This is a genomic window from Helcococcus sp. KG196 (genome assembly GCF_046035495.1).
GTDB classification, from domain to species: Bacteria; Bacillota; Clostridia; order Tissierellales; family Peptoniphilaceae; genus Helcococcus; species Helcococcus ovis.
In genome coordinates, this window is record NZ_JBFNFI010000017.1 from 1 (window position 1) to 23,311 (window position 23,311).

A 23,311-nucleotide genomic window follows, 5' to 3' on the forward strand; every position below is an offset into this window, starting at 1 on the left:
TTACAGGTAATACTTTTTCTCGGACACCTGTAAATTTTTTTGGCATTAATATTTACAGGTAATATTTTTTCTTAAAATACCTGTAAATGTTTTTAGCATTAGGGTCAAGTCCTAAAAGTACTATCTAATAAACCAATTATATTTAATGTAGTCGTTTTTCCAGAACCATTTTCCCCTTCTAATAAAATTTTATCTCCTTTATTAATTTTAATACTTGTATTTTCTAAAATTAATATATTATTATTTTCATACTCTTTTTTTGAAATCAATATGTTAATCATTTTGTCCTCAACTAAAAATTAAATTTTTTATTTTTTTGAAAAATATGATATTATTAAAAAAAAATACTATCATATAAATTAACGAAATAGTAATTATTATATAAAATATATTATTTATATAAAATCTATTTAAAATATTTAATAATATAAAATTATTTAGAATAATACTAATGTCAATGAAAAAATTTCTAATAAAAATTAATTTTAAAGATGAACCAGAAATATAGTGCACCTTATATTCTTTTCTTAATTTAACAAATATTTCTTCATAAAAATAATATAAACTAAAAATTAATAATACAAAAATTAAAATATTATATAAATGTATATATTCAAAAATAAACTTAATCTCCTTGTTTTTAATGTTATCATTTACTTCCAATTCTACAAAACTATTCTTAAATATTCCTTTCAATTTTAACATTAAATCTAAATTACTAGTTTTTGTATTATTTATCATTTCAAATAACTCACTCTTATTCATTTTTTTGAAAGATTCTAATATTTTTGAATTATTAGTAATCTCAAATATATATGTATTTGATAATTTTAAATCATCTGAAATATTTATAAAACTTAAGATATTATCATATATAATTTTATTTTCTACTCTTTCAATAAAATTTGAGGTGATATACTTTTGTGATAAAAGATATCCTTTATTTTTTAATAATTTATCACTTCTGCCATCTATGTATATAATATCTTGATTAAATATTTTTGAAAAATAATGGCTTCTATAGTATGTTTTAGTATAATTTTTATAGTAATCAAAAAGCCTATATTTCATATTATCACTTATATTTTCAAAAGATATTGGTACTAAATTTTTTTCAACTACTTTATTTGCTACTTTATTATCAGAATTAAATAAAATTCTTACTGTAGAATCAATTGAACTTATTATAGGTACAGTAATTAGTAAAATTATAATATTAAAAACAAATATTTTTTTTATATTGTTTTTTACGTCTCTTAATCCTAACTGAAAAATGTTATAGATCATAAATAAACCTCATAATTAGAACTGGAATTAAATATATGATTTATATTTAATAAAGATATTATCAATATTAACAATAATAACACCAAATTTTCATATATAATAATATTCATGTTTAAATTCATATGATTTATAAATTTTAGATACATTACAATAGTAAAACTAGAAATAAATACAGTAGACACAAGTTTAATTATATTTATTTTGATAAAATTCAACATATAATTCATTTTATTAGCACCAAATATTTTACTAACATATACATCAAAATAATCGTTCTTTATGTACATTGTAATACTTATTATTAAGATTAGTACTACTGAAATCAAACTTGATGCAATTATTTTTTCATACAATCTTCCATTTATAATCAAACTAATAGCATCCTTTATTGTCTTTGTATCACTTCTTTCTATTAATTTAAAATTATCTCCTAGTGTCTTACTTATTAATTCATAATTAATTTTATTTTCCTTATCACTTGATATAAAAATTTTTGTTATTTGCTCTGGTTTAATTGAAAATAAATTTTTAACTAATATAACTGGATATTCATAAATATCAGACTTAAAATCAAAATAATTTATAATTTCAGTATTATATCTTTTACCGATACTCTTAAAATCAAAATTAGATTTCCTAAGAATATCATCAATTGAACCTATATATATAGCTACATCTTTATTATTCATATAATCATCATTTGAAAAATATCTATAAACAAAGGGGTTAATTATTTTAGTAGAATTTACATAATATTTATAATTCGGATCATATATACCTATTATATTATCATTAGTAGTTTCACTAATTATAATATTGTTCATCTCCTTAAACTTATCTAAATTAAATCCTGTTTGTTTAACTTTTTCAAACTCTAAATAATTAATAGGCAAATTATATTTATTATTTTGTCCTACAGAACTTACTAAATAATTTAATCCCATCAATAAAGCTATATTAACAATGAAAATAAAAAAATAAATTTTTCTATCATACTTCATAATCTTCTCACAATTAAGTTATTTATTTTTAAGAATATCTTTCCCTTCATTTAATATTTCAACATTTTCTATAATTGATTTATTATCAATAAGTTGTCCACTTCTTATAATTTCATTTTTATCATCTGATAATGCACTTCTAAAAGAAAAATAGCTTCCTAGAGTAGATTCTGAATAATCATAATAAACTCCTGTTTTTGGTCCATAGTTCCATTTATCTTTTACAGTAATTTCTCTTACAACTTGATTTGTATTATCTTTTCCATAAGAATTTGCAGTAGTAGAATATTTATCGCCTTGAACATCATATGTGATTTTTGTCCAATTATAACAATAAATCACATGATTCTCTTTTACTCTATCCGCTCCCCTTACTGAAGCTGTACCATAATAAGTATCAGCAAAAAAATGATCTGGATGCTCACTTTTAACATGTGTAGTTGATGTTGCCTGCCATAAAGTCATTACAGATGCAAATGACACACTTTCCATTATAACTAATAATGAAAAAACTAATGCAAGATTAAAATTTTTTTTATAATTTTATTTCCTTTCTTATATATATTTATTTTAATATTTAATCTATAGTTATAAATACTAACTTTAATCATATAATTCATCATTTATAAAACTAAAAGAAAACGTTAACTTTTACTAAAAGGATAATACATTCAACTTTTTATGTCAATATATTTTTATTCATTTTTATATTATCACCAACATACATAATAATAAAAAATCAAAAACTTCTTCGTAGCCACCTCCGCAGGATGAAATCCGAGGACTAGTGGCGTAAGAAGAAGTTTTTGATTTTTTAATTAAATTTAAACTCAATCACATTCATAAATTCTTCATCTTTTCTTAAGATGTAATTTGGTAAAAAGTCTTTATTTATAAAATCCGGTTCGTATTGTGCTTCGAAACAAATTCCTTGATGATTAAAGGATTTTGAGCCAATCATATTAATGTTATTTCCTATTGCATTTCCAGAATATACTACTACTGAAGGATATGATGTGTATACTTCCATGGAAATATTTTGAGATTTATTTTTTAAGGTAACATATGGAAGATTTCCATTTAATATAAATGTATGGTCATATCCACCAAATTTCAATGTTTGTACATGGGTTAAATTATCTAAAATACTTAAGGATTTTGGTGTTAATAAATCAAAGTCTGTGTTTTTTGCATCTTCTATTGAAATTGGTACACAATTATCAGCAGCAGCTAAGAATTTATCTGAATTTATTCGTAATTCATGATTTTTTATACTCTTGGTTTTATCTGCATTTAAATTGAAATATGCATGATTTGTGATATTTACTATTGTATCCTTATCTGATACTGCAAATATTTCTATTCTAAGTGTTGCATTGACTATAATGTATTTTACTTTTATATCAATATTTCCGGGATATCCAGAGTCTCCATCATTAAGTTTTGTTTTTAAGATAATGTATGGATTTACATCTTTTTCGCTAATTTCTACTAAATCCCAATACTTTTTAGTTAAATTAATATAGCCACCATGAATGCTGTAATCATTCTCATTATTGTCTAATTGATATATTTTTCCATTAAGTTCAAATTTTGCATTTGAAATTCTTCCTGCAACTCTACCAACCATAGCTCCTAAACATATTGGATTTTCAATATATTGCTCTATATTTTCATAGCTTAAAACACAATTTACATTTTTATATTGTAATTCGTAAATACTCGCTCCAATATTTAAAACTGTTAATTTTAGTCTGTCATTTTTTATAGTATATTTTTTTATATCTGACATAATATCTCCTATGTAAAAATCCAGAAAAGGTCAAGCCTAATCTGGATCATAATTATAATTTTACTCTTTCAAATTCTACATTTTCTTCATCAATATTCATCACAACATATGATTCATATTCTCCACCTCTATCATATCCTGCTGAACCCGGATTTATAATTGTTATTCCATCTATAACTTCATTATTAAATATATGAGTATGCCCATACATTACTATATCCGCTTCACATTCTTTTGCTTTATATATCAAATGTGTATTTCCAAAATAAACTTTTTCAAGATGGCCATGAGTTAAAAGAATTCTATGACCTTTTAATCTTATTAAATTATGATAAGGAACATATATTGCATTATAATCGTTATTACCTCTAACCATTTCAACAGGTATATCTGTATGATTTTTAATATATATCGCATCATCGACCATATCACCCAAATGAATTATTAGTTCAGCATCTTTATGTTTATCAAGTTCACTTATAAACGCATCTACTCTATAATGAGTATCCGAAACAATTAAAACTTTCATATCATGCTTCCAATTCTTCAAGGATAAATTTAAGATTCTCAATAGCTCGTCTTCTGTGATTTATAGATGTTCTCTCCTCATCACTCATTTGTGCTAAAGTTCTATTGAAATCTTTTACAATGAATATTGGATTATATCCAAATTTATTATCCCCTCTTTTTTCAGGAGAAATGAATCCATCTAATTTACCCTCAACATAGTGCACTTTTCCATCTCTTGTTATTAAACAAATGATTGTCATGAAATATGCTCTTCTGTCATTTAAATTTTCCAAATGACTTAATTCTTTAAGCATTTTTTCATTATTATCATCATAAGTTGCATTTTCACCTGCAAATCTTGCTGTAAAAACTCCCGGCTTGCCACCTAAAGCTTCTACAAATAATCCTGTATCATCAGCTATTACATTTTCATGAGTTAAATCAAATAAAGCCTTTGCTTTGATATAAGCATTTTCTCTTAAAGTTTTCCCTGTTTCTTCAACATCAAAATCTTCTAAATCAAGGTCTGACTTCAAAAGAAGTTCATGATTGTGTCCGATTATTTTTTTTATTTCTTTTATTTTATCTTTATTTGAACTTGAAAGAATTAATCTCATCGTTTTTCTAACTCCTCTTTAATCATCTTGCTTGCTTCTTGTGGATTAGCTTTGCCTTTTGATTGCTTCATAACTTGACCCATCAAGAATCCTAATGCTCTATCCCTACCGGCTTTAAAATCTTCGATTGATTGAGGATTTGCATTAAGTACTTCATTTACCAGATTTACTAAGAAATCAGAATCGTTATTTTGTTCCAATCCTAATTCAACCATAACTTTTTGCGGATCTTCATTTGATTCAAAAATTTCTCTAAATATCTTCTTCCCTGAATTATTTGAAACTTTGCCATCTTTCACTAATTTTAATAATTTTGCAAAATTTTCTTTAGATAATTTCACCTGTGAGATTTCAATTTCATATTCTTTAAGTCTTCTCATCATTTCAGTTAATATCCATGACGAAACTAATGTAGGTTCATTAAATTCAGAAACTAAATCTTCAAAGTACATTGAAAGTTCTTTATCTTTGGATAAAACATTAGCGTCATATTCAGTTAATTTATACTCTTTAATAAATCTTTCTTTCTTTGCTCTTGGTAATTCCGGTAAATTATCTCTAATTTCCTTAATAAATTCATCTGATAAACTTACTCTTGGCATATCTGATTCAACAGTAAATCTATAATCATTTTCTTCATCTTTCTTTCTCATTAGAATTGTTGTACCTGATGCTTCATCCCATCTTCTTGTTTCTTTTGAAGATGTAATTCCTTTTTTCAAGTTTTCAGCCTGTCTTTTTTCTTCATATTGAATAGCCCTTTCAACAGCTCTGAATGAATTAAGATTTTTAACTTCAACTATTGCGTGTCTATTTCCCTCATCATCCTTAATATTTACATTAACATCACATCTTAATGAACCCTCTTCCATTTTTCCATCAGATGCTTCAATATATCTAAGTCTTTGTCTCAGATTTTCCAAGAACGCTCTTGCTTCTTCAGCACTTGAAATGTCAGGTTCAGTAACTATCTCTATAAGTGGAACACCTGCTCTATTAAAGTCTAAAAGAGTCTTTCCATCATCTGTATGTGTTGATTTTCCTGTATCTTCTTCAACGTGTATTCTTTGGATTCTAATTTTCTTTAATTCTTCACCTGATTCAATTTCTAAAAATCCGTGTTCTGCAAATGGCTCATCTTGTTGAGTAATTTGAAATCCTTTTGTTAAATCCGGATAAAAATATTTTTTTCTATCAAATTTCATTACTTGTCTGATATCACAATCAAATGCAATACCTGCCCTAATAGCTAATTCTAGTGCTTTTTTATTAATTCGTGGAAATGTCCCTACAATACCAAGACATACAGGGCAGACTAAAGTATTTGGAGCTTGTCCGAATTCATTTTTACATGAACAAAACATTTTTGTTTTTGTTAAAAGTTCTGTATGTATTTCTAAACCTACAATTGTTTTCACTTTAAACCTCCTTCTACTTCTTCAGCAATTGCTAATAGTCTCATATCATCATATCTCTTACCTGCAATTTGAATTGAACCTAATACTCCTTCTTTCATAGGAATGGATATTGATGGAATATCAGATAAATTTGTTAGCATATTAAACATACCTACATCAAATGATGCATATGAATCAGCACTTGATTCTCCTACTTTTTTAGGTAAATCAATTGTTGTAGGTGTAATTAATGCATCGTAATTTTCAAATAATTTATCAATTTGACTTCTTACAGCACCTCTTATTTTCATAGCTTGTTTATAGTATTTTTGGTCATTATCTTTTGAAGCAAAGAAATTACCAAGTGCAATCCTTCTTCTAACTTCTTCCCCAAAATTATCTGTTCTATTTTTCACATAAAAATCTTCTGTTGAATCATATTTTTCTACGCTTTGTCCATACCTTAATCCATCTATTTTAGCAATATTTGATTCTACTTCAATCGCCATGATTACAGTATATACATCATTAATTAAATCCAAATAATTTAATGACACGATATCAATGTTTGCCCCTAAGGATTTCAATTTTTCAATTGTTTCATCAAATAATTCTTTAATTTGTGGATTTACATTATATTCATCCTTTAATTCTATAACGGCTATTTTTAAATCTTTCAGTTCAACTTTTCCATTAAATTCTTCAATATCTAATGAAGTAAAATCAAGCTCTGATTTTCCTCTTGCAATATTAAATAATTCTCTAATATCTGAAACTGTAGTACCCATTACCCCTACTCTATCCAAACTATTTGACATTGAGATTACTCCATATCTTGGAATTGCTCCGTATGTAGGTGCAAATCCCATAACGTGACAAAAGTCAGCCGGATTTCTCACAGAACCTCCGGTATCACTACCGAAAGCTACTACTGCTTCTTCAGCTGCAAGTGCTGCACCTGAGCCTGATGATGAACCACCGGGAGTTACGGTGTTGTCAAATGGATTTATTGTCGCCCCAAAATACGAAGTTTCTGATGAGCCACCCATTGCATATTCGTCCATATTTGTCTTACCAATTATAATTGCATCTGTACTTTTAAGTCTTTCCATTATTACCGCATCAAAAAATGGCACAAAATCTTTTAATGATTTTGAAGATGCTGTTGTTCTCAAATCCTTAGTAAGAATATTATCCTTAACAGCTACCGGAACACCAAATAATCCACTTATTTCAGCTTTATTTTTAATCTTTTCATCTAATTTTTTTGCTTTTTCTAACGCTTTTTCTTTATTTAATGTAAGATAAGTATTATAATTATTTTTTTCAATTAAATCATAAAGACTTGAAATGTATAATTCAACTGTAAATTCACCATCTCTATATTTTTTGTGTAATGTCTTAATATCCATGCTTCACCTAATCTTCCATAATATTATCTAATTTAAAATACCCATATTCTCTATGTTGTGTATTTGCAAATATTAACTCTCTATCAGTTGATTCTTTAATTTCATCATCTCTAAGAGGAGAAATTAATTCTGATGTAATTTCATATGTTTGCATTTCAGAAGTATCAACATCTAATAATTTATCTGCCATTTTTACAACTTTTTCAAACTTTTCGATTTCAATTTTTCTTTCAGATTCATCACTTGGCAAATCCAAATATGCCTTTTTATAATATCTTTCTACATTCATTATTCTAATCCTTCTAAAAACTTTATTAATTCTTCACCTTGATAAATTTTTACATTATTTTGCTGTGCCTTAGCTAATTTTGAACCTGCCTTTTCTCCGGCAAGCAAAATATCTGTACTCTTTGATACAGATGATGTAACTTTTGCACCCTTCAATTTTAATTTTTCTTCTATTTCTTTTCGATTATAACCCTCAATAGTACCTGTTACAACCATTACTAAATCCTTTAATTCCTCAGTTTTTGTTTCACTTGTTTCAATAAATTTAATCCCTTTTGAAATTAAATCATCTAATCCATTTTTTATCCTTTCGTCATGGAAAAATTCAACTATTGCATTTGCAGTAATTTCTCCTATATCGGAAACATTTATTAAATCTTCAAATTTAGCCTCTTTTAGTTTATCTAAAGTTTTAAACTCATCTGCCAAATCTGATGCAGTCTTTACCCCTACATTTGGAATTCCCAGTGCATATATGAAAGATTTTAATTTAACTTCTTTTGATTTTTCAATAGCCTCCAAAATATTATCAGCTTTTTTATCCTTAAATCCTTCAAGCTTAAATAATTCCTCTTTAGTAATATCATAAAGTTCATCAATTTCACTAATATCAAGAACTTCTATCATTTTATCAATTGTCTTTTCAGACAATCCCTCAATATTCATAGCTTCTCTTGAAGCAAAATGAGTAAGTCTGGCATTTAACTGAGGTTTACAATTTAGTGAATTTTGACAGTAAATATGCACATTATCATAAAACAGCTCTGAATGACAATACGGACAAAATAGAGGTTTTTCAATATCTACAGTATTGCTGTTATCTTCATCTATTGCAGTTAATATTTCCGGAATTACATCATTAGATCTTCTAATCAATACATCAGACCCGATTTTTACTTTTTTTCTCTGAATATCATCAAAATTATTCAATGTTGCCCTTGAAACAGTAACTCCCTCAATATCAACAGGCTCTAAAATTGCAACAGGTGTAACTTTCCCTGTACGACCTACATTCCATATTACTTCTTTAATTTTTGTCACATACTGTTCAGCTTCAAACTTATATGCTATAGCCCATCTTGGAAACTTATTTGTATATCCCAAAACATCCCTAGTTCTAAAATCATTAATCTTAATAACAACTCCATCAGTTAATACATCAATCGTCTTTCTATATTCTCCAATCTCTGTAATTACCTGAACCAGTTCTTGAAAAGTATGAACCTTTTTTCTAAATGGAAATGTATTAAATTTGTTATATACAAGAAATTCAAACACTTCGTCCTGTGAATTTATTACATCTTGGTCAATAAATCCAATATTATATAAATAGCATTCTAAATGTCTACTTCGTGTAACTGATGCATCAAGATTTCTCAAAGCCCCGGCTGCCGCATTTCTCGCATTTTTTAACTTATCTTCATGCGTATTATTATATTTTTCAAGAGATGATAAAGGCATAACACCCTCCCCCGAAACTTCAACAATACCCTTAAAATCAATAGTCCTAGGAATTGAATCAATAGTTAAAACTTGTGGTAAAATTTCCTCCCCAATTACTCCAGTTCCTCTAGTTGCTGCATTTTCAAGTTTTCCATCTTTATATGTTAAATTTATTGTAAGTCCATCAAATTTTAGCTCTACAATATACTCAATTTCAGGAAGAATATCATTTGCCCCGGCATTATATTGTAATCTCAACTTTTCAGCTCTATTCATCCAATCTTCAATTTCTTCAAAAGATTGAGCCTTATCTAGTGAATACAATCTTCCCAAATGCTCATGTTTTACAAATTTTTCAAGCACCTTATCCCCAACAATCTGAGTTGGTGAATCTTCAAAAACTAGCCCACTTTCCTCTTCCAATTTCTTAAGTTCATCATACAATTTATCATATTCCTTATCAGAAATTAAAGGTTCATCAAGTGTATAATAATGATAATTAAGCTCCTTAATACGCTCTATTAAATTTTTAATTTTTATTTCAATATCACTCATAATATCTCCATTTAGATTAATCAACACTATTATTATAGCACATTATATTGATATATAAAACGTGCTTATCAATTGAAAACAATATATTTTTAGAGTTGTCAAACATATCTTAAAATAGGAAAATATAATGATGTTATTAAAATAAACATCTATGATTAACATATAAACAACACTTAGTTTCTTAAATGCCTTAAGTTTAATTGTCCTACAATAAATACCCATAGTGCACAAGTAGTGTTGGTGGATAAATTATCCTTCACCACTCATACCCTATGGGTGTTTGACAAATCTATGAGAGCGCGTTTTTAGAAGATTTTCATGTATGCTGTAAATGTCAAGTAATTGATATTAAAAAAGCACTTAAATTTTTGAGATTAATTTTTACTCATTTTTAAGTGCTTATTATTTTAGCTGTTTTACTTTTTACATGGAATTTAAATCTTTATATATTTTGTTGAACGACCACTGCTTATCTTTTCATTGTCCTGTAATTCTTCTAAGGCTAGTTCTATTATCCTTTGTGATATATTCGGGCAAAGAATCATAATATCTTTTTTGTAAAGTAGCTCTAATGATTTTTGAATAACAGAAAATACTCTTTCATAAGAAAATCAATCTTTTTATTATTTGTATCTATTTTTAGAGAAACTTGATTTATCTTTTCAGCAATTAATGATTAAAATATTAATATAATAGTTCTTAATACATACATATTTAAAATTAATTATTCTTTTTTATAGTACTATTTACAGCATGCAACATAATTAAAGCCCCGAAAGCCATATGACGAGCTCCGACGTCCATAGTTGTCGATATGGTTTCATAAATATAAAATGCACATGAAAACAAAATATAAATATAAAATAATATAATTGCAATTTTAAGCAATATAGAATTTATGCTTTCATTTAAAATATTTCTTTGATTTTTATAATTTTCTAAACTTATAAATAACATGATTGCTGAAAATATAAAACAAAAAATCGTTCTTATTTCTAAATTGTTAGAATTAATGTTTCCAGTTAAAGCAGCTCCTACTGTACTTAAAGAAACTACTGTAAAATAAATACAAGCAAATACTACATTAGTCTTATATACATTCTTTATTTTCATAATTACCTCTATTCAACTTATGTAATATTTAATCAGCATTCCATCCCTCAATCACGGTAGTTACACCACCTATTACTCCCGCAACTCCAAGACCTTTTGATCCGAGTTCAGGTCCTAATACGGTTCCTGCTACTCCTGCTACAGCAGTTATAGTTCCACCTATAATATACAACCAATTTTTACCACCTTCTATAAGTAATAAATCCTCTTCCAATAATAGTTCCATTTTAGCCTCCTAATCATTTTTTATCTTACTTCTTCAATTTACCAAGTAATGTGATTCCTTCTCCAAGCATTCCTAATGCACCATACCATCCTGCACCACTTTTGCCCTTTGGGTATTTGTCAAATAATCTTAAATTTAATTCCAACTTTTTGTATTTGCCTTATTATTTGATTTTGAAACAACTTTTTATTTTTTTTATTATTAAATACCATGTTTCTTAAATATTATTTTTTTCAAATTTAATTTATTAAACAAATCACATGCTGAAATTGCATTATCTAAGGATTTAGCTGCATTTTGTTTATCATTCATTTTATCATAAACCTGATATTTCAGATAATAAAAATAAGGTAAATAATCACGGTATGAATATTTGTTCATCTTGCATATACAATCTTCGATTTCATTTATACATTCTAAGAATTTATTTTTGTTTAATTGAATTATTATATAATTTAATTTTATAGAAAAATATGTGTTTGAAATAGGTATAACATTTTTATTACAAAAATATATTATATCTTGATATTTTTTTTTATTTTTTTTAATTTCAAAACAAATTGCTATCTCCTTTAGACATCTAAATTCCAATATTGAATATTTAAAATTTAAATAATTATCTAAATTAAAATTTTTGTTACTTGTGGTTAATACTTCTAAAAATAATTTATATGCTAAATCTATATTTTTTTCTTTAGATCTTAAATAATAAACTCCTTTTATAAAATTATAATATTGAATAATATACAAATTTTTATTTAAAAATTTTTCAAAAATTTTTAAATCATCTAATAAATCGTTATATTCCATATCTACCAATTTATTTTCAATAATATTCATTTTTTCCATAATTTCATCATCAACATAATGCATGTAATCATTATATTTTTGAATTAAGTCTTTCTTATAAACAGCTGATAAAGCAATTAAATTATCTATAGATATTTTTGTATTTCCATCTTCCAGCCTAGATAAAGTCTTTCTATTCATATATGCTAACTTTGCAGCTTCGGTTATTGATAGATTGTTTTGCATTCTTAAATTTTTTATATATATTCTAAAATTCTGTTCTTCCATCATAAAACACTCCCTTTAGTACTATATAATTATATAATAATTTATTTCAATTATAACATCAATCATTATCGTTATTAATCAAAAAAATTTAATTTATTAAGAATATATAACAAAATATTTTTTTGCTCCAAAATTATGTTAGATTTAACAAACATGCCATTTATAAGTTTAATATTTTTACTTATTAAATCTTCGTTTTTAAAATTGACTCTTATTAAATAATAAGATTTTCCAGAATTTTTATCAAATTTTACATCTTTTGATACATAATTTATTTCCCCCTCAAAATATCCATATTCCTGTGATGGATATGACGGAATCTCCAATTTTATGTTTTGTGAATTATTAATTTTACCTATATCTTTATTTTCAACATAAATTTCAGCAAAAAATTCCCCTGAATTTTCAGATAATATTCTACATATATTTGCTCCTTGCGTTACAAAACTTCCTTCTTTTAATTCTTGATTAATATAAATATATCCTGATGATTTTGCTTTTATAATATACTTTTCTTTTTCTTTATTATATTGTTCTAATTGTATATTATTCTCCTTATTTTTATTTTCATATGATAAAATCTCTTGTGATATATTTTTTAATTCGCTTAATTTACTAATTTCCTTTAAATCTTTTCTTTCAGAATTATCTATCTGATTTATTTGTTCACTTAATAATATTTTTCTTGAATTTAATGAGTCATTTTTATTTTCTAAAATTTTTATTTGTTCTTCAATAGCTGCAATTTGTTCAATTTTTAAATTTTTTAATAAAATTTCTTTTTCATTTTTTATATTTTTGATATTTTCATTTAAACTATTTATTTTTTTATCTATCTCATAAATATTGTCATTGTTCTCTAAATTTAACTTTTGATTTTCTAAACTTTTAATTTCATCATTTAATAAAGAAATTTTATTATCAAAATTAATTTTATTTGAGTTATAATTTGATAAATACCTATTTACAATACTATAGTAATAAATTTGCGATTTATCAAATTTATTAACTCCATTTTCTATATTTTTCTGCACTTTTCTTAAATTTGTTATTTCAAAATTATTTTTTTCATTTTCATTTTTAAGAGTATTTACTTCAGATTTATGTTGAGATTTAGTATTTTCAACACTATTATCTTTATTATTTTTTATACTTAGTTCCAATAACTTCTTTTTATTAATAAATTCATCATAATATTTATTATTTTTATACTCGTCTAATGAATTTATATCTCCATTTAAATATTTTTCATAGGCTTTTAATATTTCCAATCTCTTTTCGATATCATCTCCTATACTTTTTCTATCATTAATATTTTTATCAATAGAAGATGAATCTAATGCAATTAAAACATTTCCTTTTTTTACATATTTTCCTTCTGACATATCAACTTTAACAACTTTTCCACTTATTTCACTACTTAACTCTGTTTGCTCAACACTACTTCTAAAAATTCCATTTGCCTTTACAACTACATCTATTTTTAAGAAATACATCCATCCAAATGCTATTAAAATCATAAGCAATACGAAATAAATAAAATATATTAGAAAAGGATTTGGTTTTGAATTATAAACCTCTGTACTATCTGACATTTTATCCGTATCAATTATTATAGGTTTCATTATAAATCCTCCTCTCTTCCTTCAAGCTCTAAAGACTGTTGTTTAGATAATTCAGAATATTTTCCACCAAGTTTTATTAGTTCTTCATGAGTTCCTCTCTCAATTATTTTTCCTTTTTCAAATACATATATCATATCACTATCTTTTATAGTGCTTAATCTATGAGCAATAAAAATTGTTGTAATATCTTTTGCAAACTCATGAATTGTCCTATCCAGTGCTTTTTCTGTAATAGAATCTAGATTACTTGTAGCCTCATCTAAAATTAATATATCAGGATTTTTTAACATAGCTCTAGCTATTGCAAGTCTTTGCCTTTGTCCTCCAGATAAATTAGAGCCATTTTCTTCAAGTCTAGTTTCATATCTAAGTGGTAACTCATTTATAAAATCATGAGCTTGTGCCATTTTTGATGCCTTATATATATCTTCTAATGTATAAGTGTCTAATCCTAATGCAAGGTTTTCTAAAATACTTCCACTGAATAAAAATGTTTCTTGTGGTATATAGGCTATTTTTTCTCTTAATTTTTCTAACTGTATATCCTTTATATTATTTCCATTTATTAAAATATCTCCTGATTCAGACTCATATAAATTTAATAATAATTTAGACAAAGTAGTTTTTCCTGAACCACTTTCTCCAACAAATGCAATCTTTTGTCCTTTTTTAATATCAATATTTATATTTTCTAATACTAACTTTCTTGTGCCATATCTAAAATTAACATTTTTTATTTCTATATCTCCAGATAAACTATCAGGTTTTAACTTTTTATATTCTTTTTCTGTTTTTTCAGCTTCCAAATCTAATATTTCCCCAAGTCTATCAGCAGCAACTACAGCAGTTTGCATTTGTGGTTGTAGATTAACTAAATTTTTCACAGGATCTAAAAAATATACTAAAAGTGAGTTAAATGTAATCAATGAACCTATTGTCATTTCCCCATTAATTACACTAATTCCTCCAACCCAAATAATAACAACTCCACCTATTAATTCAACAAATGTTTTTAATGATGTTTGAAAATTACTTACCCAGCTTAAGTTAAATACACTTTTTAATAACTTAATAAATTTAGTTTCTGTTTCTTGCTTAACTTTTCTTTCAGAATTATATGCTTTTACAGTTTGAATACCATTTAACGACTCTACCATATACGATGTAAGCTGTGCATTATCTTCCATCTGATTTCTGTTTAATTTTTCATACCATTTATTAAATAGAACTACAATAATAACATATAAAATAATCATAATTATAGTAATGAAAAATAGCTTAGAATTTTGATTAAATAATATAATAGCTCCGGCAATAGCCATCAAGGTATCAATCATAATTGTAAGGGTAGCTCCGGATATTGCATCTCTTACTTTTCCCGCATCATTAAACCTGGATATAATTTCCCCTACCTTTCTAGTTCCAAAAAAGTTCATAGGTAAATCAATTACATGTCTGTAGTATCCTAAGAGTAATGCTATATCTAATTTTTGACTTAAATATAATAATAAATGTGTCCTAAAAGCATTTAATAATACCTTAAATATATTTAGCAAAATAACACCTATAGATAATGTCATAAGTGTTTTATATAATGCATTCGGTAATACATTATCTAACAATTCTTTAAAATAAAAAGCTCCTAATATACCTAAAAATGTATATATAAGTGATGCAATAAAAATATTAAAAATTAAGGCTTTTTGTGGTATTAACAAGCTAAAAAATCTCGAAAATAATCCTTTTGTTTCATCTCCCTTTTTAAAATTTTCACTTTTTACAAGTAATATTAAAACGCCAGTCCATTGATATTTAGGTGGTTTCCCATTTTCATAAACCTCACCAAAAAATTCTTCCGGTCTAAGTTTAACTATACCACTACCAGGGTCTGCAATTATTACTTGTTTTTTTGTTATTTTGTGAATAACAACATAATGCAGTAAACTTCCATTTACTACTACATGAGCAATACATGGGAGTGGAAACTCTGTAAAGAAAGCTTCTTTATTTCCTTTAACTCCCTTAGCACTAAAACCTAATTGTTCAGCTGCTTTTATAATTCCATATGCATTTGTACCTTGTTTATCAGTGCCTGCAACTTCTCTTATTTTTGTAATTCCAATTTTATATCCATTTTGTTTACTGATTGTTGCCAAACATGCTGCTCCACAATCAGTTATATCATGTTGTTTAATACAGTAATATTTCATGTTCATTTCTCCGTTTAAATAGAGTACTTGATTTTTTATAGATAATTTAAAGTAATAATTCTAACCACTAAAAATTATTCATAAATTAATTTAAACTTATAATAATGGTAGTATCAAACGTTTTGTGTAAACTATCCTAACCTTGTACTAATTTAATTATCAACATTCTTTTTTCCATCTATAGGGAAGAAAGTTTTTTACCAATTTTCTGAAGTCTTATCTTGAAAAAGTTTATTTAGTTCAAATAATTATTTTTAATCTACAAATTAAAAACGCTTTAAATCTTTAAGATAAAAAAGCGTCTTTAATTTTATTTTTTAAAATATATTTCTAAGATATTGAAAATAACCCTTAATACTCAAGGATTGAATTTCATTCAAATCTATTTTTTTTATCTCGTACTTAAATAAATAGATTATATAAAATAATACCAATCCAATATAAAGCATAATATCTTTAAGATCAATTATATAACCAAAGAATACTATAAAATCTAAACTACCTCCCCAAAAGATTTTGTCAATTAAAGAACATATAGCTCCAGCTATCGATATAAGTAATAAAATTCTCAATAAATTATTTAATCCTTTATTTTTTAGTACATATGTATAGGAAGTAACTAAAAATACCAAGATAAAAATATTTATTATAATTAATGTAAACATGCTTAAATTAAGATTTAAATCATGATTAAAAACAGACATATAATCTTTATTTAAATATAAATCAAATCCTATTTTTCCACCAAATATTCTAAAAGAATTATTTTTTAAAAAAGTATTTACAATAATTTTGCTAAATTGGTCAATAAATACTAACATTAGTACTAATAAATTACTTTTTTTTATTTTCTCCATAAACGACTTATAGGTCTCCAAATGTAAGGATATAAAACATCTCTACCAAATTGATTCCCCCATTCCCAAGGACTTATTTTTCCAAAATCAATTTTTATATCTATTCCTCCGCCATTTACTATATCTAATTCTTCATTAGTTAAATTTGCAAATGATTTCTTTTCCATAAAATTCTCCTTATTTATACCCATTCTTTTTATCTTCAGCTGCACAACCTCTTACGTTCCCAAGTAAAAAACCTATTATTACAAAACCTACTATTGCAGTTACAACTTCTCCACCTTGAACTTCGAATAAAGCATTCTCCTTCAATTCCACAAAATTTTTGTTTTCCATATTATTATCTCCTTATTTTATATTTTTATATTAAGCAATTAATCATGTCGACCTGAACAACTGCATTTAATACCATAATAAAATTTTATAAATGTTGTAGTTTTAATTTTTTCTTTCAACTCCAACATATATGTCTATTTCTACTTTTTCTAACTCATCTATCGTTTTTATTTTACTTAAATCTGTTATTGTTACTGTATATACTGGTGTTTTTTGTATAAATCCATTTTCTTCAATATAATTTTTTAGTTTATTAAATGCATCTTGACTTTTATTTGGATTTCCTACCATTTTATATTTTAGTGCATTTTCTAAAGTAAACTCTTCGATAAAATTATAGTTATCTCTTACATCTATTTTTCTATCTACCGGAACAAATACTTCCATATCTATAATCGAACTATCAAATAAATATACAGTAGAAAATTTATGCCCTATCTCTTGTAAGTTATTTTTTTTTATGTAATTTTGTAATTCTAATATTTTATTATTAAAGTCATCAACTGTCATTTTTGCCCTAAAACTCAAAACATTAGTTGCCTGAAATTTTTGATTTTCTAAAATCATATGTCTTTCCTTTAATTTAAATTTGTTGTCACATATATTCTGATTCATTAAATATGGAATAAATATAATTTTTTTTATTTTATAATTGTATGATAGATGATTATTTTTCTTTTGTCAATACTTGGGATGGTACTTGTTTGTCCCATTTTAAATTTTATGATATCTATTTTTTTGTATTATAATAGCCTCACTTTTATATGAGGCTATTATGTATAAATTATTATTTATTTTATAATTTATATATTTGCAAAAACTTTTCTAAAATATATCCAAACTTATATAAAATAACGCAATTATTAATCACCAACTATCTTAATATAATTAGACTGTGATTTTATAAATTTCTTCATTTATTAAATCAAAAATACCTCTGTACTCTATTTTTTAACATTTCTCTTATATTAATTTTTTTAAATATAAACTAAGTATGTTGTTATTATTTACTTTTATCTTTAACAATCACATATACAGAATTATGAAATGCCCATGATAGCGTATAGATAGTACAAATTTTTGGGAAAACACAAATTTGCAACTTAGTATATAATATATACTTCATGCTACTCATTTGCTAAATTTTTTTATTATTTTCTTCAATTTTAGATTTTAATAACAAAAAATTATCAAGCATCATTTTATCATATCCTATTACTTCATTCCCTTTTTTTAGTTCAAAATATACTGCTAAACCATCAGTTGAACTTACTTCTTTTAGAATTTTTAATCTATCTATTTCTTTATAAAATATTTTATATTCTCCAGAATAATAATATTCGTCAAAAAAAATAACTATTAGTAATTGAAAGTAAATAGCAGCTGGTGCAAATGTAAATATGACTATTAGTGTAAAAATATTGTTTTCTATTTTATAAATTAAACTTAAAACAAATACTGATATCAACAAGATATAAGCTAAAGCTATCAATTTCTTAAACATTTTTATTGACTTTTTACTTGAATCTGATATGATATAGTTCGTTTTATTATTTTTAAAAATTTTCCAAAACATATCATATAAAAAAGTAACTAAAAAAATTTCCATTAAAAAAATATATATATTTCTATGTTTGAATTCTCCAATGTACTTAGCATAAAGAAATATGATAAATAAACCTAATATAAATAATATAGGTCTAATTAATTGTTTCAGATTTTTCTTATAATACCCATAATATTTTTTATTTTCCAAAATCATAAACAATCCTTATTTATTCAAAAGTGCTTAAATATCCAGCTATCCTTATCCCTGCACCAATTAAAATTCCTGGAACCCCACCTGTCCCGATTGATGCAATAATAGTTCCAACAAGTAAAAATCCATTCCCTAAATTATCTCCACCATTAACTATATATAATTCACTACTTTTTAACTCTACCATATTCCCCCTCCTATTTACTAATTAAATTTATAAGTGCTCCTATTCCTGCAACTCCTACTCCAACACCTGCTACCGGTCCTAGAGTTAAAGCAACAACTGGTGCCCATGCAATACCAACTATCCCGGCTGTTCCACCAATAACATTTGCTATGTTTTTTCCCCCATCCAGATTTTCTGTTTCAAAATTATTTAATTCTACAAATGTATTATTTACCATAATATACCTCTCTTTTAAATTATATTTTTATATTAAGCAATTAATCATGTCGACCTGAACAACTGCATTTAATACCATAATAAAATTTTATAAATGTTGTAGTTTTAATTTTTTCTTTCAACTCCAACATATATGTCTATTTCTACTTTTTCTAACTCATCTATCGTTTTTATTTTACTTAAATCTGTTATTGTTACTGTATATACTGGTGTTTTTTGTATAAATCCATTTTCTTCAATATATTTTTTAGTTCATTTTCTAAGATTAATACTTAATTAAAATTTATAATTTAATATATACTATGTTAAATTATTATTTTTTTATTATCAATAATTAGGCTGGTACTTGTTTGTCCCACTTATTTTTTATTAGGCTAATTATAGCTTTTTATATATTATTTTTACTTGTATTTAAATCTTATCTAATTATATTTAAGCTATTTTATATTATAGAATTCTACAATAAATAACCATAGTGAACAAATAGTGTTGGCAGATAAATTCACTTTGTCAAAAAGCTTTGAAAAACTTTAAACTAAACAAAGATTGAAATGGTAAAAAACTTATTTTTTCTTGTATGAATACAAAAGAGAATTAGAATTTTTACACTCTAATTCTCTCTATGTGTTACTTTAATTCTTTGCCAATGCTACTTGTATTGTTAGTATTTGACTAAAAAACTAAATTAAATACCTCTTAATTATATATGTATCTATATTTATAGAATAATATTTTTTTAAGAATATTAATTAAATTCTTACTTTTTAATCATTTGATGTATAAATAAAATATCGTTATTTTTTTAGTTAACCTATTTTTAATCTCATATTGTGATTAAAAATTTTTCTTACTTATTTTTTAATCTTCTTTTCTTTTTTTATTCCAAGGAATGTTAATAAACCTCCCACAACGGACATAATACCTGCATATACGCTTGGATTAAATGCATCTCCTGTTTCAGGATTGTCTACATGTGGTTTCTTTGGTTCTTCCGGTTTCTTTGGTTCCTCTGGTTTTTCAACAACAACTTTTACTACACTTATTATTATTGTTTTTCCATCATCCGATATATCCGTTTTAACTACTTTATAATCTTTTCCAATTACTTCAGTTGTTTTGTTATTTACTTCTTCAACTGTTAAATTTTCAAAAACATCTAAAAGAAGTAACACCTAAGCTTTTTGATGTATATAATTTTTCATTAAATCAGCACTAAAAAATTTCATCCCTATTTTTGACTATTTTACGGATGAAATGTTCAATTTCATTAATTTCATCTGCTTTTATCGAAGCAATTCACATTCCTACTTAAAATTTACGGACAAAAATGCCGAATAAAGGCTTTTTGTCTGCTATTTTCTTCAAAATATTCAAAATTTTACGGACAAAACATGGAAAATTTTGAAATCTGTCTGCTTTTAATTATAAAAAAAATGTAACAATATTGGCATTAACATTTTATCACATTTCTGCCATAATTTTATAAGTAGGAATTACAAATTTATATCCAATAAAAATATCGAATACATCTATAACTAATTATCCGAAGAAAAACAAAAACTAGTTACACCGCATAAACACTTTAAGTATGAATTAATAATCCATAGGTTTTAGCACCATATTTTTATATCTAAATAAAAAAGTCAGATAGCATAATATGCATATTTTATCAACGTTTTCTATGTTTTTATCATAAAACACTAAACCATTATATTTTTTTCATTGAAAATTATTATTTATAATAGTCTTAAAATAAATTGCCTAAAATACATAGTTTTAATCACGCCGAATAACAATCATCCCTATCAATTGATTCTTAAAATTTATATCAAAATTATATTAAAGCTACTTAAAACTTAGAAATACGTTTACAAATAATGTTTTAAGTACTATAATATACGTGAATGTTCCTACTTACACTAAATATAAAAATTTGAGGGGGGATTTTAATGAAAAAATTAGAAGGTAAGGTTGCACTAATAACCGGTGCTGCATTAGGTTTAGGTGAAGGAATTGCACAGGTATATGCGAAATATGGTGCAAAATTAATAATGGTTGACTTAGATCCGATTGTCGAAGAAACAGCCGAAAAAATCAGAGAAACATACAATACAGAAATAGTTACATATATAGGAAACGTTGCTGATAAAGCTCAAATGATTGAAGCAGCTAAAAATGGGGTTGAAAAATTTGGAAAATTGGATATAGCATGCTGTAATGCAGGAGTATGTAGATTAGCTCCATTTGAAGAATTCACTGACGAAATGAGGGATTTTCATATTGATGTAAATATTAAAGGTGTATGGAACACATGTCAAGCAGTTATTCCATATATGTTAAAACAAGGAAAAGGGGCAATAGTTATAGCCTCCTCTGTAACAGGAGATATCGTTGCAGACGCAGGTGAAGCAGCATATGCCATGACAAAATCAGCATTAGTCGGATTAACAAAATGTTTAGCGATAGAATATGCAAACAGAAATATAAGAGTTAACTGTTCACAATTAGGTTATGCAAGAACTCCTATGGTTGAAAAAATGGCTGTTGAATCAAATCCTGAAAATCCAGAAGCAGCAATTAATGATATAGCAGTAGGCGTACCAATGAAACGTTTAGCTAGACCTACAGAAGTTGGTGAATTATTTGCATTCTTAGGTAGTGACGAGGCCTCATATATAACCGGAGAACAAATTGTAATTGATGGAGGTGCAACACTTCCTGAAACAATGTCAATCGGCACAAATTAAAATTGGTAAATTTTTTATAAAAAAGAGAATTACTAAAGGTAGCATTTTAATTGAAATTAGTACTAGCTTTTTTCTATATCCAAAGTTAGATAGGCCATAAAAAGTATAAAAAACAATAATTCGCCCTAGCTTTTTTTATATTCAAAATTAGCTAGGGCTATTTTTATCTACATTTTTTCATTGTGGCCCCTGCTTTTTTCCATATCCGAAATTTGCTAGGGCTATTCTTCAATTTTCCAACAAAATTCGACCCCTGCTTTTTTCCATATCCGAAATTTGCTAGGGCTATACTTCAATTTTCCAACAAAATTCGGCCCATCCTTTTTTCCATATCCGAAATTTGCTAGGGCTATTCTTCAATTTTCCAACAAAATTCGACCCCTTCTTTTTTCCATATCCGAAATTTGCTAGGGCTATTCTTCAATTTTCCAACAAAATTCGACCCCTTCTTTTTTCCATATCCGAAATTTGCTAGGGCTATTCTTCAATTTTCCAACAAAATTCGACCCCTTCTTTTTTCCATATCCGAAATTTGCTAGGGCTATCCCTTCAATTTTCCAACAAAATTTGGCCCCTCCTTTTTTCCATATCCGAAATTTGCTAGGGCTATTCTTCAATTTTCCAACAAAATTCGACCCCTTCTTTTTTCCATATCC

The 23,311-nt window shown here is 25.7% G+C and carries 25 protein-coding genes; 1 reads left to right on the plus strand and 24 read right to left on the minus strand.

The window, feature by feature from the left end; all coding sequences use genetic code 11:
• Window positions 1-104: 104 nt before the first annotated feature.
• The 24 genes from ABGF45_RS07000 to ABGF45_RS07115 form a co-directional block, all read right to left on the minus strand.
• Window positions 105-281, minus strand: coding sequence for an ATP-binding cassette domain-containing protein (locus tag ABGF45_RS07000; protein ID WP_134744603.1), 177 nt, complete (start codon window positions 279-281; stop codon window positions 105-107).
• 7 nt (window positions 282-288) lie between these two features.
• Complete coding sequence (locus ABGF45_RS07005; protein WP_408132176.1) at window positions 289-1,287, minus strand: hypothetical protein; 999 nt, start codon at window positions 1,285-1,287, stop codon at window positions 289-291.
• On the minus strand, window positions 1,284-2,288 hold the full coding sequence (locus tag ABGF45_RS07010; RefSeq protein ID WP_408112366.1) for a hypothetical protein: 1,005 nt from the start codon (window positions 2,286-2,288) through the stop codon (window positions 1,284-1,286). The genes ABGF45_RS07005 and ABGF45_RS07010 overlap by 4 nt, the downstream gene beginning before the upstream one ends.
• Window positions 2,289-2,306: 18 nt before the next feature.
• Entirely contained in the window at window positions 2,307-2,780 is a 474-nt protein-coding gene (locus ABGF45_RS07015; protein WP_134744543.1) for a hypothetical protein, read from the minus strand.
• Between the two features lie 322 nt (window positions 2,781-3,102).
• On the minus strand, window positions 3,103-4,080 hold the full coding sequence (locus ABGF45_RS07020; RefSeq protein WP_134711861.1) for an aldose epimerase family protein: 978 nt from the start codon (window positions 4,078-4,080) through the stop codon (window positions 3,103-3,105).
• A 52-nt stretch (window positions 4,081-4,132) separates the two neighbouring features.
• Entirely contained in the window at window positions 4,133-4,609 is a 477-nt protein-coding gene (locus ABGF45_RS07025) for a metallophosphoesterase family protein (protein ID WP_134711862.1), read from the minus strand.
• Window position 4,610: 1 nt separating this feature from the next.
• Window positions 4,611-5,207 (minus strand): RdgB/HAM1 family non-canonical purine NTP pyrophosphatase, encoded by a 597-nt coding sequence (gene rdgB / locus ABGF45_RS07030; RefSeq protein ID WP_134711863.1) that lies wholly within the window; start codon window positions 5,205-5,207, stop codon window positions 4,611-4,613.
• The gene (gatB, locus tag ABGF45_RS07035; protein WP_134744544.1) at window positions 5,204-6,625 is read right to left on the minus strand and encodes an Asp-tRNA(Asn)/Glu-tRNA(Gln) amidotransferase subunit GatB; all 1,422 of its coding nucleotides are present in this window, start codon (window positions 6,623-6,625) and stop codon (window positions 5,204-5,206) included. Before gatB ends, rdgB begins: the two co-directional genes overlap by 4 nt.
• The gene (locus ABGF45_RS07040) at window positions 6,622-8,016 is read right to left on the minus strand and encodes an amidase family protein (protein ID WP_134711865.1); all 1,395 of its coding nucleotides are present in this window, start codon (window positions 8,014-8,016) and stop codon (window positions 6,622-6,624) included. The genes gatB and ABGF45_RS07040 overlap by 4 nt, the downstream gene beginning before the upstream one ends.
• Window positions 8,017-8,023: 7 nt before the next feature.
• The gene (locus ABGF45_RS07045) at window positions 8,024-8,305 is read right to left on the minus strand and encodes an aspartyl/glutamyl-tRNA amidotransferase subunit C (RefSeq protein ID WP_134711866.1); all 282 of its coding nucleotides are present in this window, start codon (window positions 8,303-8,305) and stop codon (window positions 8,024-8,026) included.
• The gene (ligA, locus tag ABGF45_RS07050; protein ID WP_134744545.1) at window positions 8,305-10,302 is read right to left on the minus strand and encodes an NAD-dependent DNA ligase LigA; all 1,998 of its coding nucleotides are present in this window, start codon (window positions 10,300-10,302) and stop codon (window positions 8,305-8,307) included. Before ligA ends, ABGF45_RS07045 begins: the two co-directional genes overlap by 1 nt.
• A gap of 720 nt (window positions 10,303-11,022) precedes the next feature.
• Window positions 11,023-11,415: a hypothetical protein gene (locus ABGF45_RS07055; protein ID WP_134744546.1), complete on the minus strand. Its 393-nt coding sequence runs from the start codon at window positions 11,413-11,415 to the stop codon at window positions 11,023-11,025.
• A 28-nt stretch (window positions 11,416-11,443) separates the two neighbouring features.
• Window positions 11,444-11,641 carry a hypothetical protein gene (locus ABGF45_RS07060; protein ID WP_134711869.1) on the minus strand — a complete coding sequence of 66 codons (198 nt, stop codon included), beginning with the start codon at window positions 11,639-11,641 and terminating at the stop codon, window positions 11,444-11,446.
• Between the two features lie 201 nt (window positions 11,642-11,842).
• Complete coding sequence (locus tag ABGF45_RS07065; RefSeq protein ID WP_134711871.1) at window positions 11,843-12,721, minus strand: helix-turn-helix transcriptional regulator; 879 nt, start codon at window positions 12,719-12,721, stop codon at window positions 11,843-11,845.
• A gap of 71 nt (window positions 12,722-12,792) precedes the next feature.
• Window positions 12,793-14,343, minus strand: coding sequence for an efflux RND transporter periplasmic adaptor subunit (locus tag ABGF45_RS07070; RefSeq protein ID WP_408112785.1), 1,551 nt, complete (start codon window positions 14,341-14,343; stop codon window positions 12,793-12,795).
• Window positions 14,343-16,553, minus strand: coding sequence for a peptidase domain-containing ABC transporter (locus ABGF45_RS07075; protein ID WP_209021625.1), 2,211 nt, complete (start codon window positions 16,551-16,553; stop codon window positions 14,343-14,345). Before ABGF45_RS07075 ends, ABGF45_RS07070 begins: the two co-directional genes overlap by 1 nt.
• 317 nt (window positions 16,554-16,870) lie before the next feature.
• Window positions 16,871-17,410 carry a signal peptidase II gene (locus ABGF45_RS07080; protein WP_134744536.1) on the minus strand — a complete coding sequence of 180 codons (540 nt, stop codon included), beginning with the start codon at window positions 17,408-17,410 and terminating at the stop codon, window positions 16,871-16,873.
• Window positions 17,398-17,577, minus strand: coding sequence for a hypothetical protein (locus ABGF45_RS07085; RefSeq protein WP_134744537.1), 180 nt, complete (start codon window positions 17,575-17,577; stop codon window positions 17,398-17,400). Before ABGF45_RS07085 ends, ABGF45_RS07080 begins: the two co-directional genes overlap by 13 nt.
• Before the next feature lie 10 nt (window positions 17,578-17,587).
• Complete coding sequence (locus ABGF45_RS07090; RefSeq protein WP_167554120.1) at window positions 17,588-17,746, minus strand: hypothetical protein; 159 nt, start codon at window positions 17,744-17,746, stop codon at window positions 17,588-17,590.
• Window positions 17,747-17,848: 102 nt separating this feature from the next.
• Entirely contained in the window at window positions 17,849-18,313 is a 465-nt protein-coding gene (locus ABGF45_RS07095; RefSeq protein WP_134744538.1) for a hypothetical protein, read from the minus strand.
• A gap of 571 nt (window positions 18,314-18,884) precedes the next feature.
• Window positions 18,885-19,508 carry a hypothetical protein gene (locus ABGF45_RS07100; RefSeq protein WP_134744539.1) on the minus strand — a complete coding sequence of 208 codons (624 nt, stop codon included), beginning with the start codon at window positions 19,506-19,508 and terminating at the stop codon, window positions 18,885-18,887.
• Between the two features lie 13 nt (window positions 19,509-19,521).
• On the minus strand, window positions 19,522-19,692 hold the full coding sequence (locus tag ABGF45_RS07105) for a hypothetical protein (RefSeq protein WP_167554119.1): 171 nt from the start codon (window positions 19,690-19,692) through the stop codon (window positions 19,522-19,524).
• A 10-nt stretch (window positions 19,693-19,702) separates the two neighbouring features.
• Entirely contained in the window at window positions 19,703-19,909 is a 207-nt protein-coding gene (locus ABGF45_RS07110) for a hypothetical protein (protein WP_134744540.1), read from the minus strand.
• Between the two features lie 850 nt (window positions 19,910-20,759).
• Window positions 20,760-21,080 carry a hypothetical protein gene (locus tag ABGF45_RS07115; RefSeq protein WP_134744541.1) on the minus strand — a complete coding sequence of 107 codons (321 nt, stop codon included), beginning with the start codon at window positions 21,078-21,080 and terminating at the stop codon, window positions 20,760-20,762.
• A gap of 777 nt (window positions 21,081-21,857) precedes the next feature.
• Here ABGF45_RS07115 and ucpA point away from each other — a divergent pair.
• Window positions 21,858-22,655, plus strand: a complete 798-nt coding sequence (ucpA, locus tag ABGF45_RS07120) for an SDR family oxidoreductase UcpA (protein WP_134711881.1) — start codon at window positions 21,858-21,860, stop codon at window positions 22,653-22,655.
• The last annotated feature ends 656 nt before the right edge of the window (window positions 22,656-23,311 follow it).

Coding starts and splice junctions, on each gene's coding strand:
- ABGF45_RS07000 (WP_134744603.1), bottom strand. CDS start 281: ATGATTAACATATTGATTTCAAAAAAAGAGTATGAAAATAATAATATA.
- ABGF45_RS07005 (WP_408132176.1), bottom strand. CDS start 1,287: ATGATCTATAACATTTTTCAGTTAGGATTAAGAGACGTAAAAAACAAT.
- ABGF45_RS07010 (WP_408112366.1), bottom strand. CDS start 2,288: ATGAAGTATGATAGAAAAATTTATTTTTTTATTTTCATTGTTAATATA.
- ABGF45_RS07015 (WP_134744543.1), bottom strand. CDS start 2,780: ATGGAAAGTGTGTCATTTGCATCTGTAATGACTTTATGGCAGGCAACA.
- ABGF45_RS07020 (WP_134711861.1), bottom strand. CDS start 4,080: ATGTCAGATATAAAAAAATATACTATAAAAAATGACAGACTAAAATTA.
- ABGF45_RS07025 (WP_134711862.1), bottom strand. CDS start 4,609: ATGAAAGTTTTAATTGTTTCGGATACTCATTATAGAGTAGATGCGTTT.
- rdgB (WP_134711863.1), bottom strand. CDS start 5,207: ATGAGATTAATTCTTTCAAGTTCAAATAAAGATAAAATAAAAGAAATA.
- ABGF45_RS07040 (WP_134711865.1), bottom strand. CDS start 8,016: ATGGATATTAAGACATTACACAAAAAATATAGAGATGGTGAATTTACA.
- ABGF45_RS07045 (WP_134711866.1), bottom strand. CDS start 8,305: ATGAATGTAGAAAGATATTATAAAAAGGCATATTTGGATTTGCCAAGT.
- ligA (WP_134744545.1), bottom strand. CDS start 10,302: ATGAGTGATATTGAAATAAAAATTAAAAATTTAATAGAGCGTATTAAG.
- ABGF45_RS07055 (WP_134744546.1), bottom strand. CDS start 11,415: ATGAAAATAAAGAATGTATATAAGACTAATGTAGTATTTGCTTGTATT.
- ABGF45_RS07060 (WP_134711869.1), bottom strand. CDS start 11,641: ATGGAACTATTATTGGAAGAGGATTTATTACTTATAGAAGGTGGTAAA.
- ABGF45_RS07065 (WP_134711871.1), bottom strand. CDS start 12,721: ATGATGGAAGAACAGAATTTTAGAATATATATAAAAAATTTAAGAATG.
- ABGF45_RS07070 (WP_408112785.1), bottom strand. CDS start 14,343: ATGAAACCTATAATAATTGATACGGATAAAATGTCAGATAGTACAGAG.
- ABGF45_RS07075 (WP_209021625.1), bottom strand. CDS start 16,553: ATGAAATATTACTGTATTAAACAACATGATATAACTGATTGTGGAGCA.
- ABGF45_RS07080 (WP_134744536.1), bottom strand. CDS start 17,410: ATGGAGAAAATAAAAAAAAGTAATTTATTAGTACTAATGTTAGTATTT.
- ABGF45_RS07085 (WP_134744537.1), bottom strand. CDS start 17,577: ATGGAAAAGAAATCATTTGCAAATTTAACTAATGAAGAATTAGATATA.
- ABGF45_RS07090 (WP_167554120.1), bottom strand. CDS start 17,746: ATGGAAAACAAAAATTTTGTGGAATTGAAGGAGAATGCTTTATTCGAA.
- ABGF45_RS07095 (WP_134744538.1), bottom strand. CDS start 18,313: ATGATTTTAGAAAATCAAAAATTTCAGGCAACTAATGTTTTGAGTTTT.
- ABGF45_RS07100 (WP_134744539.1), bottom strand. CDS start 19,508: ATGATTTTGGAAAATAAAAAATATTATGGGTATTATAAGAAAAATCTG.
- ABGF45_RS07105 (WP_167554119.1), bottom strand. CDS start 19,692: ATGGTAGAGTTAAAAAGTAGTGAATTATATATAGTTAATGGTGGAGAT.
- ABGF45_RS07110 (WP_134744540.1), bottom strand. CDS start 19,909: ATGGTAAATAATACATTTGTAGAATTAAATAATTTTGAAACAGAAAAT.
- ucpA (WP_134711881.1), top strand. CDS start 21,858: ATGAAAAAATTAGAAGGTAAGGTTGCACTAATAACCGGTGCTGCATTA.